Source organism: Cycloclasticus zancles 78-ME (assembly GCF_000442595.1).
Taxonomy (GTDB): Bacteria; Pseudomonadota; Gammaproteobacteria; order Methylococcales; family Cycloclasticaceae; genus Cycloclasticus; species Cycloclasticus pugetii.
Genome location: NC_021917.1, coordinates 908,103 through 925,030 on the forward strand (window position 1 = coordinate 908,103; position 16,928 = coordinate 925,030).

The following is a 16,928-nucleotide window of genomic DNA, read 5'->3' on the forward strand; positions in this document are numbered from 1 at the left end:
TTAGTTAGGATGTTTTAAAAGCCTAAGTTGTTCTAAGAACACTTAGGCTTTTTTACGTTTAGGGTGGTTAAATTTTGACAAACACCAAAAATACTACGTTGCTTAATGACTTGATTTTGACGTCCGAGTATTAATTTATTACAAGTCATTGAAAAATATCGATTTAATATATGGCACAGCAATTGCTAATACTGTTTTTATGTAATAACTTTTGGACGTAAATATTATGGCAGACGAAGAGCAAGAGCAAGAAACAGCAGTTGAAAATGCGGTGGGTTCTAAAAAGAAGTTAATCATGATCGCGGGCGGTGTTGTGTTGGCCATTATACTGCTAGGCGCTGGCTTGTATTTCACAGGTTTTTTTGAAGCAGAAAAAGATCCGGTTGTGGGTGAGTCAACAGAAGCTATTGAAGAAAAAGCAGATGAACAGAATGCTGATGAGGCTGAAGCGGTAGCCGTTTATCAAGCATTGACGCCGCCGTTTATGGTTAATTTTTCAGACGGCAATATAAAGGTCTTAAAACTGGCTATCAGTATTATGGTCGATGATGAAGGCGTTATTGATGCGGTAAAAAAACATGACCCTGTGATTCGAAACAATATTCTAATGATGCTGTCTGCTCAAGATCCTGAAGTACTTAAAACATCAAAAGGAAAAGAACAGCTGCAATCAGATGTTAAAGAAGAAATTAATAAAATTTTAGTTAAGAGAAGTGTCTCTTCTAACGTAAAAGAAGTTTTTTTTACAGACTTGGTCATGCAGTAAATGTCTGATTCGGATTTATTATCGCAAGATGAAATTGATGCCTTATTGCAAGGTGTCGATGGTGGCGATGTTGAAACAGAAACAGGCGTTGATGCGCCAAACGGTGAGGCGAGCAATTATGACTTTAATAGCCAAGATAGAATCGTGCGTGGGCGAATGCCAACACTTGAAATGGTTAATGAGCGCTTTGCACGTTATTTCCGCATTAGCCTGTTTAACTTCTTAAGGCGCTCAACAGAGGTGTCTGTATCAGGCATTCAAATGTTGAAGTTTTCAGAATACGTTCAAAGCCTGTTTGTACCAACTAACTTAAATATTATAAAAATAAAGGCCTTACGTGGGTCAGCCTTGTTTGTTTTTGACCCAAGCTTGGTCTTTATGATTGTGGATAGTTATTTTGGCGGTTCTGGAAAATTTCATAATACGAGCGAAGCACGCGAATTTACAGCAACAGAAATACGCGTAGTTCGAATTGTTTTGGACATTGTTTTTGAAGACTTGATGAAAGCATGGGAGCCGGTTTTAAAACTTGAGTTTGAGTATGTTAATTCTGAGGTAAACCCTCAATTTGCCAATATCGTTAGCCCGACAGAGGTGATGGTGGTATCGACTATTCATCTTGAGCTTGAAGGGGGTGGCGGAGATATTCAATTTAGTTTGCCATACAGCATGTTAGAACCGATTCGTGAACTGTTAGATGCCGGTATTCAAAGTGACCGTGGTGATATTGATGTACGTTGGAAGTCTGCATTAAGGAACGACATTAAAACAGCAGATGTGGATATTAACTGTGTATTACTAAAGAAAGAAGTTTCACTTAAAGAGGTTTTATCCTTTAAGGAAGGCGATATTTTACCGATTACCTTACCAGAGCAGGTCATTGTTGAGTCTGGAGAAATGCCATTGTTTAGAGGCAAGCTTGGTGAAAGTAATGGACACTTTGCGGTGAAACTTCAAGAGAAGATGGAACGTGAAGAAGTGAAGATTTTGGTCAATGATGAGGAATAAAGAAAATGAGTGATGACGATAATACTAATGACACTTCTGACCTAGGTGGGACAGCAAATGAGCCATCAGATAACAATGCTGATTGGGGCGATGAGAGTACTAATGAACATGATGATGCACAAGCAGCAGCGTTCGCACCTGTCTCTGATACCAGCGCGCCTAGCAGCATGGACAGCGAAATAAACCTGGATGTTATTTTAGATGTGCCAGTGACTGTTTCAATGGAAGTGGGTAATACAAAGATCAGTATTCGTAACTTACTTCAGCTAAACCAAGGCTCGGTGATTGAGTTAGACCGCCTAGCTGGTGAACCGATGGATGTGCTGGTGAATAAAACGCTTATCGCGCGTGGTGAGGTAGTGGTTGTGAATGATAAGTTTGGCCTGCGTTTAACGGATATTATCAGCCCCGCCGAGCGAGTAAAGAAGCTGAAGTAATGAACTACTTACGGGCTTTATCATTGATGTTCACTTCAACAGCTGCCTTCTCATCGGTGCCAACTGCTATTGGTTCGAATAGCGTAGATCCGTTCTCTACAGCGAATCTAACGCAGTGGACGATAGGTTTGTTCTTTGTTTTATTGCTGATTCTTATCGTTGCTTGGGCCGCAAAGCGTTTTACAGGGCTAGCCTCTAGTCATAAAGGTCATTTGAAAGTACTGTCTGGTGTGTCGTTGGGGCATCGAGAAAAAGCAGTCTTGATACAGGCGGGTAATCAACACCTGCTACTTGGTGTTGCACCGGGTAGGGTGGTGACCTTGCATACCTTTGAGGCCGGTGAAATATCTCAAAGCCTTAGTCAGGAAGAAGCAGTACCGACAGCTTTTCAAGACAGTTTAAAAAAAGTAATGAATAAAAAGGGCGCAGAATGAAAAGGCCACTATTGTTTATTATTTTTTTCTCTCTTGTTCCCATGACTAGTTTTGCGGCGAATGGCATTGAGGCCATTACTATCGCTGGAGACGGTAAAAGTTATTCGGTCACGCTGCAAATATTAGCAGTTATGACATTGCTGACAGTTTTACCAAGCTTGTTAGTAATGATGACCTCGTTTACACGAATCATTATTGTTTTTTCCATTCTTCGCCAAGCGATGGGCACACCACAAACACCTAGCAATCAAATTTTGTTGGGGCTGGCTTTATTTTTAACTTTTTTCATTATGTCGCCAGTGTTAGAAAAGGCGAATGAAGAGGCTCTGCAACCTTATTTAAACGATCAGATAGCGGCAGATATAGCTATTACAAAAGCAATAGAGCCGTTTCGTGGCTTTATGTTGCGCCAGACCAGAAGTGATGATTTGGAAATGTTTGCCAGAATTTCTGGAGCGGAGCCTATCACAGATGAGTCAGATGTGCCGTTATCGCTGTTATTACCGGCGTTTGTGACCAGTGAGCTAAAAACAGCGTTTCAAATTGGGTTTATGATCTTTGTTCCTTTTCTTATCATCGATATGGTCGTGGCCAGTGTCTTGATGTCGATGGGTATGATGATGTTATCTCCATTGATTATTTCCTTGCCATTTAAGCTGATGTTATTTGTTTTAGTAGATGGCTGGTCGCTGATTATGGAGACTTTAGCCGCGAGCTTCTTTACTTAGGAGGTAGAACTAATGACACCTGATAGCGTCATGAATTTAGGCGAGCAAGCCTTGCAAGTAACGGTCCTTTTATCGGCACCTATTTTATTATCGGCGTTAGCCATTGGTTTTATTGTTGCGATGTTTCAGGCAGCAACACAAATTAATGAGCAGACATTAAGTTTTGTTCCTAAGTTATTGATCATCGTTGTTGTTTTATCTATTGCCGGGCCATGGATGTTGCGCTTAATTATTAATTTTACGCGCCAAACATATCTAAGTATTCCTGATTTAATCGGTTAAGCGGATACTCTAAGCGTGGTCTATAGTGAACAACAAATCATGGCTTGGGCATCGAGTTTTTTTTGGCCCTTGCTTCGCATAAGTGCCATGTTTATTGCAATCCCTGTGTTTAGTGGGCGTTTTGTTGATAATAAAATTCTTGTTGGCGCAGCATTGATGGTGACTTTTTTTACGCTTCCTCTTTTACCTGAACACCGAGCGATTGATGTGTTGAGTCATGAAGGCATTATGACGGGGTTGCAACAATTATTGATTGGCCTGTCAGTGGGGTTTGTTTTGCAGTTGGTATTCAGTGCTATTATTTTTGCAGGACAGGGAATTGCTTACAGTATGGGCCTAGGTTTTGCCTCGATGATGGACCCAACTACCGGCGTCAGCGTACCGGTGGTTAGTCAATTTTATTTGGTACTGGCTACTCTTTTGTTTTTAACACTTGGGGGGCACTTGGTGTTAATTGAAATGTTGATCGATAGTTTTAATACCCTACCGATTGGTGATATCGGCATGGAGCGTTCGGACATTTGGTCCATTATTGCCTGGTCAAGCAGAATTTTTTCAGCTGGGCTATTAATGGCATTACCAGCCATTGTGTCGTTATTAATGGTCAATATTGCCTTCGGTGTTGTTACAAGAGCAGCGCCACAACTTAATATTTTTGCGGTTGGTTTTCCCATTACACTCATTTTAGGAACATTATTAATGTGGGTTACCCTTACGTCAGTACTTGGAAATTTTACCAATTTGCTGGCAGAAAGTTATGGTGTGATTGGCGACTTTTTACGGATAAGGCGTTGATATGGCGACTGATAACGACCAAGAAAAAACCGAAGAACCCACCGCCAAACGTGAGGAAGACGCCCGAAAAAAGGGTGATATTGCACGCTCTAAAGAACTGAATACGGTCGTTGTTTTAATGGTGGGCTCGGTGATGATTTGGATGACCGGTGAGCGCATCATGAAAGGCATGTGGCGCGTGATGGAAGAGGCTTTTACGATAGAAAGAAGCACTTTGTTTGACCCTTTAGCATCAATTAACAGCCTTCAGTTCGCTATGCAGGAGGCACTAATGTTCGTGGCCCCTTTTTTAGCGGCGATGGTGGTTGCTGCGTTAGCGGCCCCTATTGCGATGGGGGGCTGGTCATTTAGTGCTGAAGCCTTTGCTCCTAAGGCAAGCAAAATGAATCCGCTTGAAGGCTTTAAGCGAATGTTCGCGATGCGCAGTCTAATAGAGCTGGTTAAATCTTTACTTAAGTTTGGCTTAATATTAGGCATTATGGCTTTGTTAGTGGATATCTATTTGCGCGAGTTTATCTATCTTAGTCAATTACCGTTAGAAAATGCCTTGCTTCGAGCCAGCGATGTGATGACCTTATCTTTTGTCATTTTATGCTCGTCTTTATTATTGGTCGTGGCGATTGATGTGCCGTTTAGTTTATGGGAATACAAGAAAAAGCTAAAAATGACGCTTCAAGAAGTGAAAGATGAAATGAAGCAGACCGAAGGGCGGCCCGAAGTAAAAGGTAAAATACGTCAATTGCAACAAGAAATGTCACAAGGAAGAATGCTAGAAGCGGTACCACAGGCTGATGTTATTGTGACCAACCCCACGCATTTTGCAGTAGCACTTAAATACGAGGAAGGTGGAAGCGATGCCCCCATCGTTGTTGCTAAAGGTGCGGATTTAATAGCCGCGAAAATAAGGAATATTGCGGTTGGTAATGGGGTTACGCTGGTTTCAGCGCCACCTTTAGCTAGGGCCTTATTCTTTACGACGGAAATTGATCAAGAAGTCCCTAAAGGGCTTTACCTAGCGGTAGCTCAAGTCTTGGCATATGTTTATCAATTACGAATTGCAACACAAAAGCGCTGGAAGAAACCAGTCGCGCCAAGTGATATTTCTATTCCAGATGAATACAAAAAATATACAAACAACACCGATTAGCGTTTAACAAGGTAGCAATAGACGATGAATTTTAACGACATTTCAAAAATTTTATTAGATTTCGCGCGAAATGGTTTAGGTGCACCCATTTTGATTATGGTCATCTTGGCGATGTTGGTGCTGCCATTGCCACCCTTTTTGCTGGATATGTTATTTACCTTTAATATTGCGTTGTCGTTGATTGTTTTATTGGTAGTGGTTTATGCATTACGGCCACTGGATTTTGCTGTTTTTCCAAGCTTCTTATTGGTAGCTACGCTATTACGGCTTAGTTTAAATGTTGCATCAACGCGGGTGGTTTTACTTGAGGGGCATAATGGTGGTGATGCTGCCGGTAAAGTGATCGAAGCATTTGGTGCGTTTGTTATTGGTGGTAACTACGCGGTTGGTTTAGTAGTTTTTAGCATCTTGATTATCATTAACTTTGTGGTAGTTACAAAGGGTGCAGGCCGTGTTTCAGAAGTGAGCGCTCGGTTTACTTTGGATGCAATGCCGGGTAAACAAATGGCTATTGATGCAGACTTAAATGCGGGGCTGTTAACACAAGATGAAGCACGTGACAGACGAGCAGAGATTAGTCAGGAAGCTGATTTTTATGGTTCGATGGACGGGGCTAGTAAATTTGTTCGTGGTGATGCTATTGCAGGCATTTTGATTCTACTAATTAATATTGTTGGCGGCCTTGGTGTGGGTGTGTTGCAACACGACTTGGCTTTTTCTCAAGCAATGGAATATTACACATTGCTAACAATTGGTGATGGTCTTGTGGCGCAGATCCCCGGCTTATTACTCTCTACCGCAACAGCCATTATCGTGACGCGAGTGAATAGTAATCAAGATATGGGTGAGCAGGTGTCACTGCAAGTACTTAGTAACCCGAAAGCATTGGCTATTGCTGGTGCGATTATTGGCGTATTAGGGTTGATTCCAGGAATGCCCAACTTAGTGTTTATGTCATTGGCCGGTGCCTTAGGTTATGTTGCTTATTTAATGCATAAAAAACAGCAACAGGCAGAATTAACACCTGTTGAGCTTGATTCGCCTGTACAAGCATTGCCAGATGAACCAAAAGAACTGTCTTGGGATGATGTGGCCCCAGTCGATATGATTGGCCTAGAGGTGGGCTATCGGTTGATTCCCTTAGTTGACAAAACGCAAGGTGGTGAGCTGATGTCAAGAATTAAAGGGGTACGGAAAAAGCTCTCGCAAGAATTAGGCTTTTTAATTCCATCTGTGCATATTCGTGACAACCTAGACTTGGCACCGAATGTGTATCGCCTAACATTGATGGGCGTTAATATTGGCGAGGTTGAAATTCACCCTGATAGGGAATTGGCGATTAATCCAGGCCAAGTATTTGGTGATATTCAAGGCATTGCTACAAAAGACCCCGCGTTTGGTCTAGACGCGGTTTGGGTTGACTCATCGCAAAAGGACCAAGCACAAACAATGGGCTATACCGTTGTTGACCCTGGGACTGTTGTGGCAACACATTTAAGTCAGATTATTCAAACACATGCGCATGAGTTATTAGGCCATGAGGAAGTCCAGCAAATGCTCGATACGCTGAAAAAGTCAGCGCCAAAACTGGTTGAAGACTTAGTACCAGAAACCATTTCATTAGGTACAGTTGTTAAAGTGCTGCAAAATTTATTACAGGAAAATATTCCGGTTCGAGATATGCGAACAATTGCCGAGACACTGATTGAACATGGGCGTAGCAGTCAAGATGCTGGCGCATTAACAGCGGCCGTTAGAATTGCCCTTGGCCGCTCAATAGTCCAGAAAATCAGTGGCTTAGACAGTGAACTGTCAGTGATTACTTTAGATCCAGATTTGGAACGCTTATTGCAACAAAGCTTACAAGCGTCAGAAGATGGTAGCGCAGGATTGGAACCAGGGTTAGCAGAAAGAATGATAAATGCATTGCAAGAAAGTACTCAAAAACTAGAAATGGAAGGGAAAAGTGCCGTTCTTCTAGTCTCTGGCTTTTTGCGCCCTTGGTTAGCTCATTTTGTTCGCCACTCAATATCAACATTAAATGTTTTGTCGTATAACGAAATCCCTGAGGATAGACAAGTTCGTGTTGTTGGGAGTGTTGGGCAAAATGGATAATAGACTTTACGAGGTTATATTCGATGAAAATTAAACGTTTTTTTGCTCCCGATATGCGTGAAGCACTTAAGCTGGTCAAAGAGCAGCTGGGTGCGGATGCGGTTATCCTATCAAATAATAGAGTAGACGGTGGCGTCGAAATTGTGGCGGCTAAGGATTATGATGAGCAAGCCATTCAAGCAGCGGCCGATAAGAAAGAAACGTTGCTAGATGCTAGGTTGGATGAGGAGCTAAAAGATGACAGGGTGTCAATAGACTGGAATGAGCCGCCTAAGCAGGCGTTTAGAGAGGACTATACGCCGGGCCACAAAAAACCGGCGCTGAAACAACGGTTAGTTAAACCAAAACCAGCAAAAAACAAACCGGCAGGGGTTGAGCCAACATGGGTTGAAGACCCAGCTATTAAGGCAGTTAAACATGAATTAGACATGATGCGGCATGAGTTTAGAACCGTATTAAACGAATTGTCTTGGTCAGACCGGACGCAACAAAACCCAGTACGAATTGATGTTATTAGACGATTGTTGGATACCGGGTTTTCAAAAAAACTAAGTGTTAAGTTGGCCGAAACGGTTGTTACAGAAACAGAGCTTGAAGAGGCGTGGCTTAATTGCTTAACACTAGCCGCCGATTCACTACCTATCATGGAGAACAAAATACTTGATGACGGTGGTTTGGTCGCTTTAGTGGGCCCTACAGGTGTGGGTAAAACCACCACTATCGCAAAAATTGCTGCACGTTTTAGAATGCGTCACGGGCCTGATTCATTAGCATTAATCACAACAGATAATTTCCGTATTGGGGCTCATGAGCAATTGAGTAATTTTGCTAGAATTTTAGGTGTGCCTATGCGTGTTGCTTCTACCGAAGAGGATTTCCAAGATGCATTAACGGATTTCGTCGATAAACGGTTGGTATTGATCGATACAGCTGGGATGAGTCAACGAGATATTCGGATGACAGAACAGTTCAAATTATTGCAAGACGATAAGTTTGAGATAGATAATTATTTGGTCATTTCGGCGACTACCGAATCTAGGGCTATGCGCGAAGTGATTAAAACGTTTGCAGATGCAGAGCCAAAAGGCTGCATTCTTAGTAAATTGGATGAAACAGATTGCCCTGGCAGTGCACTATCTGCCATTATTGAACAACAAATACCCTTGGGTTTTGTAACAGATGGGCAACGAGTACCTGAAGATCTCCATTACCCATCTGCCAGCGAGCTTATGGCAACGTTTATTGAACCCAGTGAATTATTAGCAGATGAAGAAGATATTGGTTTATCTGTGTTATTAGATGGGTCTTCGCGACATGCGAATGTTTAAAGAAGGCTTGAATCAAGCATCAGGAATGAAACAGATGACAAATAAAAAACCTGTGAGAGTGATTGCAGTAGCCAGTGGTAAAGGTGGGGTGGGTAAAACAAATTTATCTGTAAACCTGGGAATCGCTTTTTGTAAATTAGGCCGAAAAGTTGCGCTGCTTGATGCAGATATGGGGTTAGCCAATGTTGATATTTTGCTGGGGCTGCACCCGGAATTTAATTTAACCCATGTGTTAAGTGGGGAAAAAACGTTAGACGAAATTGTTGTTGAAGGCCCTCAGGGCTTAAAAGTCATTCCAGCCTCATCAGGTGTTCAGCATATGGCAGAAATGGGCACGCTGGAACAAGCTGGGATTATTAATGCGTTCAGCGAATTTCAAGAAGAAATTGATTTATTATTGGTTGATACCGCAGCGGGCATTCATGGCGGTGTGATTAATTTTGCAAGGGCTTGTCAAGAGGTGTTGATTGTTGTTTGTGATGAACCAACGTCATTAACCGATGCGTATGCGTTGATTAAGTTGTTAAACCGTGATCATGGCCTGTCTCGCTTCCATATTATTACCAATATGGTGGAGTCGCTTCAACATGGGAAAATGCTGTACCAAAAGCTCTGTAAAGTCACGGATCAATATCTTGATGTAGCGCTGTATTTTACAGGTGCTGTTCCATTTGATCCAAGTCTCCGTAAGTCAGTTCAAAAACAACAAGCAGTACTTGAGTCTGCGCCAAATAGTCACGCCGCCGTAGCGATTAAAAACCTAGCAAATAAAATTGATCGATGGCCTGTGCAACGGGGTGCGGCAGGTTATCTAGAGTTTTTTGTAGAACGGCTTATTCAGGCGAGTTAAATAGGAGAGTTGACGGAGTGAACGGCATTGCGATGTATACCAACCTTCAAGCAAAAACTGCTGGGGAACTGGTTGCTACACATGCGCCTTTAGTTAAACGCATTGCTTATCACTTATTAGCGAAACTACCGGATACTGTTTTAGTAGAAGACCTTATTCAAGCAGGTATGATAGGTTTATTAGAAGCCTCTAATAACTATAAAGATAACTATGGGGCTAGTTTTGCAACGTATGCTGGAATTCGCATACGAGGCGCCATGTTGGATGATGTTAGGCGCACCGATTGGACGCCTAGGTCGGTGCATAGAAAAGCGCGTCAAATTACTGAAGCGATGCGACGTATTGAACAGCAAACTGGGCGAGATGCGCGTGACACAGAAATAGCCGCGCTGCTAGATATCACAATAGAGGAATACCATAAAATATTGCAAGATAGTACATGTTGTCGGTTATTCAGTACCGATGAGATGGAGGGAGAAAGCGACCAAGTCTCTACAGAAAATATTTTAGAAAACATCAATGAAGAAGACTTTAGAGTGGCACTAGCAGGGGCCATTTCTAGCTTGCCGGAAAGAGAGCAAATGGTCGTATCATTGTATTATGATAATGAACTAAATTTAAAAGAAATAGGCAGTGTATTAGGGGTAAGTGAATCACGAGCGTGTCAAATTAATAATCAAGCAATGCTTCGCTTGAAATCACGTTTGGTAAATTATGCGCCCTCATAAGCATCAGGTATTAAGCCTAATAATTAAGACAATGGAGCTGTATTGATGATTTTTCATTCGATGTTATTCGCCCTAAACCAGGAGAGTGTAATTTGGATATTTTGACCATTTTGGGCGTAATTATTGGCTTTGGTGCTATTTTAGGTGGCAATTTTATGGATGGTGGCCACCTGTCTGCGTTGATTAATGGCCCGGCAGCCTTGATTGTGCTGGGTGGAACCATTGGCGCAGTTTTGCTGCAATCACCCGCAAAAATATTTTTTGGTTCACTTAAGTTATTAAGCTGGGTGCTCTTTCCTCCTAAGCTTAAGCTAAAACAGTCAATCACTAAAATTATTGAATGGAGCGAAATTGCTAGACGTGAAGGGTTACTCGGTCTAGAAGCGGTTGTTGATGATGAAGAAGATGAGTTCGCTAAAAAAGGAATGCAATTATTGGTCGATGGAGCTGAACCAGAAGTAATACGCGATATATTAATGCTTGAATTAGAAGCGCTAGAAGAAAGGCAGTTGCTGAGTGCAAAAGTGTTTGAGTCGATGGGTAGTTATGCACCAACAATCGGCATTATTGGTGCTGTTATGGGTCTTATTCATGTTATGCAAAACTTGTCCGACCCAAGTAAATTAGGAGCTGGTATTGCAACCGCATTTGTTGCAACCATCTATGGTGTAGGCTTAGCTAACTTATTATTTATTCCTATGGCCTCCAAATTAAAAGTTCAAATTCAAGCATACTCGCAATCTCGAGAAATGATGATAGAGGGGATTGCGGCGATAGCCGAAGGTGAAAATCCACGGAATGTTGAGATAAAGCTTCAAGGGTATTTATAGTCAATGGCAAGACGCAAAAAAAAGCTTGAAGAGGTTGAAAACCATGAGAGATGGATGGTTTCTTATGCGGACTTCATTACCCTTTTATTTGCCTTTTTTGTGGTGATGTATTCGGTCTCGTCGGTGAATGAAGGGAAATATAGAGTGTTATCAAGCACTTTAGATGGCGCTTTTAAAGGTCAGCCTAGAACCATGAATCCAATAGAAATTGGCGATGTTCTGCAAAATAAAGCGCTGATTGAAAGGCTGATGGAGCTGGAAGGAGGGGGCGATAAAATGATTCCTGAGCTATTTTCTGAGGCCAAACCACAACAAACAGCTAAAATTGTTGATAGTGACATTGACAGTGATCAAACAATAAGTGAAGCGAAAGTCTTAGGCCAGTTAGCCGACAATTTGGAGTCTGGTTTGTCCCCATTAATAGATAGTGACCTTGTGTCGGTTAAAAAAAATGACCTTTGGGTCGAAATTGAATTGAACAGCAAAATGTTATTTGGAAGTGGTAATGCGAGCTTGTCTGATGAAGCGTTAAGAGTCTTATGGCAAGTCGCCAAGCCAATTAGAAAATTAAATAATACGGTGCAAGTAGAAGGATACACGGATAATATTCCGATAAATTCATTTGAATACCCTTCTAATTGGGAATTATCTGCCGCACGCTCAGCCAGTGTTGTTCATTTATTGACTAAATATGGGATCGATCCGCAACGTTTGGCGGCGGTTGGTTATGGCGAACACCACCCAGTTGAGGATAACCGAACCCCAGAAGGGCGTGAAAGGAATAGACGAGTGGTTATTGTGGTTCAATCGAATGCTATTTCACGTTTTGCAGAAAAAAGAAAATCAGCGCAGGCGGTTATTGAAGAGCCTATGGTTGTTGAAAAGAAAGCGGTCGAATTGCAAGAAGCGATTGAGTTGCCAATGGGTAATGTGAGTGAATCAAATGAATCGACAGCTGAAAAAATAGAGAAGCTTGAGAAAGCCAAAAATAGTCGGTTTAATAAATTTTTGAATTAATATATGGGTTAGTAAAGATGACCGGTATAAATAAAATAACACCAAGTAGAGCTGTTCGTCCTGTTAAGCCGAACAATAAAAATAAACCAGATGCTCAAACAAATAAAAAAATTGAAAAGCAACGACCAAAAGATACTGAGGATGACTCAGTGCCTAAACATATAGACGAAAGGGTTTGATGGAATTTTATATACCTATAGTTGTTACCGCGCTGCTGTTGGCGGTGGTGATGCTGTTTTTTCTAACCTATAAACAATGGTGTAGAACTAAAGCACTAGAGTCTACAGTTAGCCACCTTGGTAAGAAACTTAACACGGTTCAACATGATATTTCAGCCCTTTGTGCGAGTGGTTTAGGTGTTGATGAGCGCGTGGGTGGGGCAGAGCGGCGTGTTCGTAGTTTAATGGGCCGTATAGAAGAATTAGAAGAAAGCGATACGTTTGAGCACTTACAAGAGTTCCAAGGTGCGATAGAGTTGGCGCAAAAAGGGGCTAGCGCTGATGAAATTGTTGAAAAGTGCCACCTAACAGTTGATGAAGCCAGTTTACTGATTCGCTTACATAAGGCTTAGTCTGGTTGCTCTGTATAGTTGTCTGGTACTTTACCGGATAGTAAATAAGCAAAGGCAATGACTTCTGCAACGGCTATATAAAGTGCTTCGGGAATTTCATCTCCGAGAGGAATACTACTGAGTATTTTGACTAATTCTGGGTTGTGATCAAAGGGGATGTCATTAGCAATAGCAAGGTCAATAATGTCCTGTGCAAGATCACCCCTACCTTTTGCGGTTATAGTAGGTGCATGTTGACCGTCGTATTTTAAAGCAATGGCAATATCAGCAGGGTTTACTATGTCAGTCATTAGGCCTTCTCACTTAAAATAGATTCGCTAGGTTTGTTGTTTTGCATTATCGGGCCTGGCCCTTCTTGTAACTGAATACTATCGGTCTTTAAGTTGGCGCGGCTAAGTTGTTCTTTGAAGGTATTTAAGTGACGATCAATTAGCTGCCGTGTTTCGAGTTGTTCTGCCCAAAAATGACTGCTGATTTGATGGTTTTGAAGTGTGAGTTTGTTTTTAATGAGGCCTAATTTTGGAGGGTTCATTTCAAGCGAAACGACCCATTGAGGGCTCGTCTCATTCGTTTTTTTACGAGAGGGGTCTTCTTGTTCAATTTTTAGAAAAACAGACTCCGTAGCTTGTTGGTTTAGAAACGGAATTTCAATTTGCCATGTTTGGCGGCCGGTACTGTTATCGATATTGCTGCTTGCCAGTTGGTTTAGCGTTATTTTAGAAAGCGCACCTTCTGTTTTATTGAGTAAGGCCTTTATTTGTTGGTCGAATAATTGCGCTGCGCTTGCCTGTTGTGTCATAACGGTAGGTTTTACTGAGGACGATGGTGCCGCTTCTTTCGTTAGCCTTTGTGGCTGCGCTTTTTGTTGGCTTGCTGTGGAGTTTGGCCAGGCATTCAATAATTGTATGAGTTTAATAAGGTTTGCCTTTATATCAACGCGAGAGAGCTCAGTAGATTGTTGGTTTAATGCTTTAGTGGCTAAATGTTCGAGTGGAAGCTGATGTTTCGTTGTTGCGTTATCAGAATGGTTTTTTAAAGCGGCTTTATTGTCCAACAGCATTTTTTGTAAGGTTGGTTCTAAAAACACACCTGAGTGCTGGACTGCGTCTTTTAGTCCCGCAGCTGTTGTTATATTTTTTTGCTTGGGCAAGGTGTGAATAATATTATTGGCTAAACGCCGAAGCTGAAGTAATTGCAGCGCCAGTTCTTTTGACTGAGTCAGCGCTGATTGAACTGTTTGCTTATTAATCCCAGCAAGCACTTCGCCGAGTGGCTGATGGAAATCACTGACGGGAGTTTGTTTTGGAAGTAAGTGACGTAAGCTTAACGGTATTTGTTGATTGGCTTGTGGTGGCTGTTTAACGTTTAGGATCAGTTCAGTAGGCGTTCTGTCGACTATCACGTTAATCGTTTGACCAACAGTGACGGGAATATTTGTTTTTACCGCTATCAGTTGATTACCTAAACGGATAATAACGTCATGCTTATTGGCTAATTGATCGACTATTTTTACTTGTAAGGGTTGGCCGGTTTGGAGCTTGTCTATAATTAAAGCAGTCTCCCTAGTTGCTGTTGTTACGCGGGTTGGGAGGCTAGGTATTTCCAATGAAAAAAAAGTCGCTATTTAATTGAAAAGTTGTTTAACTAGAGCTAGTTCTTCTTGCGAGTTTTCCAGCACATCAAGAGAGTCATTAGGGTCTCTTAATAGTTTAGATAGCCGGTTATAAGCAGGTGTGGATGAGGCTTCTGGGTAGCTATCTTGGTGGAGAGTGTTTCTAAAACTAAGTAATTGGGCAACAATAATAAGGTCTGTATAATTAGCAGGCTGGTCATTTTTTCGTTCCCAATTTTCAGCATTACTAGTTAATTCAATAAAATCGTCAGTGAAATTCCATTTTTTTAAGACCATCTTTCCAAGAACAGGGGAGAGCTTTTTAAGTGTATATTGAACATCTGTTTTGTTATGTATTAAGTTTGGGTGTTTATCTGCATGAGTTAAAATAGGAATGGAGCCGATATCGTGTATTAAGCCGGCCAGCATGGCCTTATCGGTATTAAAACCTTTGAGCTTTTTAGCCATCACAGCACAAATTCCAGAGACATCTCGGCTGTGAAGCCATAACGCTGAGATCAAATCCTTTATGTCTTTTGTTTTAGCATTAAAAACCATTCTCATGGTAAATGTTGTAACGAGATTGCTAGTCGCTTTTATACCTAGTCGAGTTATTGCAAGAGGAAGTGATTCAATTTTTTCGCGGCCCCTAAACAATGGACTATTAGCGACTTTGATTAGCTGAGCGGTTATGGCAGGATCTTGCTGAGTAAGTTGCGCAATAGTGTCCGAGGTTGCGTGAGGATTCGAGATTGCTTTACGAACTTTTATAGCTGTTTCAGGGATAGATGGTAAGGTAAGTTTATTAGCTTGCATCTCTTGAGTGATTTCAAAGTAAAGTTGGTTGTATAGCAAGGGGTCTTCACTTTCCTCGAGAATTGCCATATTACTGTTGGGTAGTGCTTCGTTTAATAAATTATCTAATGTGCTGCGCTCAATAGATAAAACGGTGACTTCTTCAACGGCAGTAGCCGTAGCTTGGTGTGGTAACGAGTTGTTAATGGGGAAACGTGCTTCTATTTTACCACCTTCAATGATTCTTTCTTTGTTGTTAGCAAACGTCAGTTGTACTTTGCCTTCTAACAAATAAATTTGCTTATCGTCACTTTTTCCCACAGAGAATAAAATACTATTAGCATCATATTGTTCTGTTTTTACCATTCCTTGAAGTTGTTGTTTACTATTATCAGAGAAATTTCTGATAGGAAATAGAGAGTTAACTTCTTCGTTTGTTAAGCTTCTGCTGGACATTATTTAAACTGCTTTTTTAAACTGCTTTGATAAGGTATTAATTGAGTTAAAATTATCACCCATTAATTTATTCAGTTAAATATAGCCCTTTCTATGCCCTTATGACAATTAAAATACAAAAAATAAAGACAATTAATGAACTCATTACTGAGGGCGCTAATTTATTTGCTGATGCAGGGCTTTATTTTGGCCATGGGACAGATAATACACTAGATGAAGCCAGTTATATTGTGCTGGGCATCACAAAGAATTTACCGTTAGATAATGAGCAGATATTATCGTCAGAGGTGAGTGTTGATGAACAGCAAAAAGTTTTAGATGCTTTTGAGCGTAGAATAGTAGAAAGAATTCCTGCTGCCTATTTAGTGGGTGAAGCGTGGTTTGCTGGCCTACCTTTTTTTGTTGATAATAATGTTCTTGTCCCTCGTTCGCCATTCGCAGAACTTATTGAAGACCGGTTTGCTCCTTGGGTGGATAGCTCAAAAATAAATAGTATTCTAGATTTATGTACCGGCAGCGGTTGCATAGGGATTGCTAGTGCGTTTAGCTTTCCTGAGGCAAAGGTTGATTTGGCAGATATTTCAGCGTTGGCGTTAAATGTTGCTAATAAAAATATACAGCGGCATAAGCTTGCAGACAGGATAGAGGCTATAGAGTCAGATTTATTTGAAGGCTTGGCGAATCGGCAATATGATCTGATTATTAGTAACCCGCCATATGTTGGGCATGAGGAGCTTTCTAATTTACCTGACGAGTTTTATAAAGAACCTCAACTTGGTTTGGATGGTGGAGTATCGGGTTTAGAATTGGTGCATAACATTCTTGTGAAGGCTCCAGAATATTTAAAAGAAGGTGGGGTGCTTTATGTTGAAGTTGGAAACACAGATGAGGCTTTGCAACAATGTTACCCAGTAGTCCCCTTTCTATGGCAAGAGTTTGAGTATGGTGGACATGGTGTTTTCATGTTAACGAAAGAACAATTATTAAAATATCACACGCTATTTCAAGCTAAACTAGCGTAATTAATTA

The 16,928-nt window shown here is 41.3% G+C and carries 20 protein-coding genes; 17 read left to right on the top strand and 3 right to left on the bottom strand.

Annotated features, from left to right (window positions below; translation table 11 throughout):
- The first annotated feature begins 226 nt into the window (after positions 1-226).
- The 16 genes from CYCME_RS04510 (at position 227) to CYCME_RS04580 (ending at position 13,036) form a co-directional block, all read left to right on the top strand.
- Entirely contained in the window at positions 227-766 is a 540-nt protein-coding gene (locus CYCME_RS04510) for a flagellar basal body-associated FliL family protein (RefSeq protein ID WP_016390014.1), read from the top strand.
- The gene (gene fliM / locus CYCME_RS04515; RefSeq protein ID WP_015006348.1) at positions 767-1,774 is read left to right on the top strand and encodes a flagellar motor switch protein FliM; all 1,008 of its coding nucleotides are present in this window, start codon (positions 767-769) and stop codon (positions 1,772-1,774) included.
- A 5-nt stretch (positions 1,775-1,779) separates the two neighbouring features.
- Positions 1,780-2,211, top strand: coding sequence for a flagellar motor switch protein FliN (gene fliN / locus CYCME_RS04520; protein WP_020162453.1), 432 nt, complete (start codon positions 1,780-1,782; stop codon positions 2,209-2,211).
- Positions 2,211-2,645 (top strand): flagellar biosynthetic protein FliO, encoded by a 435-nt coding sequence (fliO, locus tag CYCME_RS04525; protein WP_020162452.1) that lies wholly within the window; start codon positions 2,211-2,213, stop codon positions 2,643-2,645. Before fliN ends, fliO begins: the two co-directional genes overlap by 1 nt.
- On the top strand, positions 2,642-3,373 hold the full coding sequence (gene fliP, locus CYCME_RS04530; RefSeq protein WP_020932250.1) for a flagellar type III secretion system pore protein FliP: 732 nt from the start codon (positions 2,642-2,644) through the stop codon (positions 3,371-3,373). The genes fliO and fliP overlap by 4 nt, the downstream gene beginning before the upstream one ends.
- Before the next feature lie 12 nt (positions 3,374-3,385).
- Positions 3,386-3,655 carry a flagellar biosynthesis protein FliQ gene (gene fliQ / locus CYCME_RS04535; RefSeq protein WP_020932251.1) on the top strand — a complete coding sequence of 90 codons (270 nt, stop codon included), beginning with the start codon at positions 3,386-3,388 and terminating at the stop codon, positions 3,653-3,655.
- A 39-nt stretch (positions 3,656-3,694) separates the two neighbouring features.
- The gene (fliR, locus tag CYCME_RS04540) at positions 3,695-4,450 is read left to right on the top strand and encodes a flagellar biosynthetic protein FliR (protein ID WP_223253231.1); all 756 of its coding nucleotides are present in this window, start codon (positions 3,695-3,697) and stop codon (positions 4,448-4,450) included.
- A 1-nt stretch (position 4,451) separates the two neighbouring features.
- Positions 4,452-5,597, top strand: a complete 1,146-nt coding sequence (gene flhB / locus CYCME_RS04545) for a flagellar biosynthesis protein FlhB (protein ID WP_015006342.1) — start codon at positions 4,452-4,454, stop codon at positions 5,595-5,597.
- Between the two features lie 24 nt (positions 5,598-5,621).
- Positions 5,622-7,712 carry a flagellar biosynthesis protein FlhA gene (gene flhA, locus CYCME_RS04550; protein WP_020162449.1) on the top strand — a complete coding sequence of 697 codons (2,091 nt, stop codon included), beginning with the start codon at positions 5,622-5,624 and terminating at the stop codon, positions 7,710-7,712.
- A gap of 23 nt (positions 7,713-7,735) precedes the next feature.
- Positions 7,736-9,040 carry a flagellar biosynthesis protein FlhF gene (gene flhF, locus CYCME_RS04555; RefSeq protein ID WP_020932253.1) on the top strand — a complete coding sequence of 435 codons (1,305 nt, stop codon included), beginning with the start codon at positions 7,736-7,738 and terminating at the stop codon, positions 9,038-9,040.
- Positions 9,033-9,890, top strand: coding sequence for a MinD/ParA family protein (locus CYCME_RS04560; RefSeq protein ID WP_015006339.1), 858 nt, complete (start codon positions 9,033-9,035; stop codon positions 9,888-9,890). Before flhF ends, CYCME_RS04560 begins: the two co-directional genes overlap by 8 nt.
- Positions 9,891-9,922: 32 nt before the next feature.
- Complete coding sequence (locus CYCME_RS04565) at positions 9,923-10,618, top strand: RNA polymerase sigma factor FliA (RefSeq protein ID WP_198003986.1); 696 nt, start codon at positions 9,923-9,925, stop codon at positions 10,616-10,618.
- A gap of 92 nt (positions 10,619-10,710) precedes the next feature.
- The gene (locus tag CYCME_RS04570) at positions 10,711-11,448 is read left to right on the top strand and encodes a flagellar motor protein (protein WP_016390021.1); all 738 of its coding nucleotides are present in this window, start codon (positions 10,711-10,713) and stop codon (positions 11,446-11,448) included.
- 3 nt (positions 11,449-11,451) lie between these two features.
- Entirely contained in the window at positions 11,452-12,465 is a 1,014-nt protein-coding gene (gene motD / locus CYCME_RS04575) for a flagellar motor protein MotD (protein WP_020162447.1), read from the top strand.
- A 17-nt stretch (positions 12,466-12,482) separates the two neighbouring features.
- Positions 12,483-12,644: a hypothetical protein gene (locus tag CYCME_RS13070; protein WP_020932254.1), complete on the top strand. Its 162-nt coding sequence runs from the start codon at positions 12,483-12,485 to the stop codon at positions 12,642-12,644.
- Positions 12,644-13,036: a DUF2802 domain-containing protein gene (locus CYCME_RS04580; protein WP_015006334.1), complete on the top strand. Its 393-nt coding sequence runs from the start codon at positions 12,644-12,646 to the stop codon at positions 13,034-13,036. The genes CYCME_RS13070 and CYCME_RS04580 overlap by 1 nt, the downstream gene beginning before the upstream one ends.
- On the opposite strand, the gene CYCME_RS04585 is transcribed toward CYCME_RS04580, so the two are convergent.
- Genes CYCME_RS04585 through CYCME_RS04595 form a run of 3 tightly spaced genes read right to left on the bottom strand, consistent with a single transcriptional unit; the run spans position 13,033 to position 15,899 of the window.
- Positions 13,033-13,326: an EscU/YscU/HrcU family type III secretion system export apparatus switch protein gene (locus tag CYCME_RS04585; RefSeq protein ID WP_020162445.1), complete on the bottom strand. Its 294-nt coding sequence runs from the start codon at positions 13,324-13,326 to the stop codon at positions 13,033-13,035. The two genes, CYCME_RS04580 and CYCME_RS04585, sit on opposite strands and share 4 nt — an antisense overlap.
- Positions 13,326-14,642, bottom strand: coding sequence for a flagellar hook-length control protein FliK (locus CYCME_RS04590; protein WP_020932255.1), 1,317 nt, complete (start codon positions 14,640-14,642; stop codon positions 13,326-13,328). The genes CYCME_RS04585 and CYCME_RS04590 overlap by 1 nt, the downstream gene beginning before the upstream one ends.
- A gap of 18 nt (positions 14,643-14,660) precedes the next feature.
- Positions 14,661-15,899: an HDOD domain-containing protein gene (locus CYCME_RS04595; protein WP_020932256.1), complete on the bottom strand. Its 1,239-nt coding sequence runs from the start codon at positions 15,897-15,899 to the stop codon at positions 14,661-14,663.
- 101 nt (positions 15,900-16,000) lie between these two features.
- Between CYCME_RS04595 and prmB the strand changes: the two genes are divergently transcribed.
- Positions 16,001-16,921 carry a 50S ribosomal protein L3 N(5)-glutamine methyltransferase gene (gene prmB, locus CYCME_RS04600; protein ID WP_020932257.1) on the top strand — a complete coding sequence of 307 codons (921 nt, stop codon included), beginning with the start codon at positions 16,001-16,003 and terminating at the stop codon, positions 16,919-16,921.
- Positions 16,922-16,928: the final 7 nt, after the last annotated feature.

Bases quoted from the DNA above. Each gene is read 5' to 3' on its own strand.
- fliN (WP_020162453.1), top strand. From the start codon at position 1,780: ATGAGTGATGACGATAATACTAATGACACTTCTGACCTAGGTGGGACA.
- CYCME_RS04510 (WP_016390014.1), top strand. From the start codon at position 227: ATGGCAGACGAAGAGCAAGAGCAAGAAACAGCAGTTGAAAATGCGGTG.
- CYCME_RS04560 (WP_015006339.1), top strand. From the start codon at position 9,033: ATGTTTAAAGAAGGCTTGAATCAAGCATCAGGAATGAAACAGATGACA.
- fliP (WP_020932250.1), top strand. From the start codon at position 2,642: ATGAAAAGGCCACTATTGTTTATTATTTTTTTCTCTCTTGTTCCCATG.
- CYCME_RS04595 (WP_020932256.1), bottom strand. From the start codon at position 15,899: ATGTCCAGCAGAAGCTTAACAAACGAAGAAGTTAACTCTCTATTTCCT.
- CYCME_RS04585 (WP_020162445.1), bottom strand. From the start codon at position 13,326: ATGACTGACATAGTAAACCCTGCTGATATTGCCATTGCTTTAAAATAC.
- motD (WP_020162447.1), top strand. From the start codon at position 11,452: ATGGCAAGACGCAAAAAAAAGCTTGAAGAGGTTGAAAACCATGAGAGA.
- fliO (WP_020162452.1), top strand. From the start codon at position 2,211: ATGAACTACTTACGGGCTTTATCATTGATGTTCACTTCAACAGCTGCC.
- fliQ (WP_020932251.1), top strand. From the start codon at position 3,386: ATGACACCTGATAGCGTCATGAATTTAGGCGAGCAAGCCTTGCAAGTA.
- fliM (WP_015006348.1), top strand. From the start codon at position 767: ATGTCTGATTCGGATTTATTATCGCAAGATGAAATTGATGCCTTATTG.
- fliR (WP_223253231.1), top strand. From the start codon at position 3,695: ATGGCTTGGGCATCGAGTTTTTTTTGGCCCTTGCTTCGCATAAGTGCC.
- prmB (WP_020932257.1), top strand. From the start codon at position 16,001: ATGACAATTAAAATACAAAAAATAAAGACAATTAATGAACTCATTACT.
- CYCME_RS13070 (WP_020932254.1), top strand. From the start codon at position 12,483: ATGACCGGTATAAATAAAATAACACCAAGTAGAGCTGTTCGTCCTGTT.
- CYCME_RS04565 (WP_198003986.1), top strand. From the start codon at position 9,923: ATGTATACCAACCTTCAAGCAAAAACTGCTGGGGAACTGGTTGCTACA.
- flhA (WP_020162449.1), top strand. From the start codon at position 5,622: ATGAATTTTAACGACATTTCAAAAATTTTATTAGATTTCGCGCGAAAT.
- flhF (WP_020932253.1), top strand. From the start codon at position 7,736: ATGAAAATTAAACGTTTTTTTGCTCCCGATATGCGTGAAGCACTTAAG.
- CYCME_RS04580 (WP_015006334.1), top strand. From the start codon at position 12,644: ATGGAATTTTATATACCTATAGTTGTTACCGCGCTGCTGTTGGCGGTG.
- flhB (WP_015006342.1), top strand. From the start codon at position 4,452: ATGGCGACTGATAACGACCAAGAAAAAACCGAAGAACCCACCGCCAAA.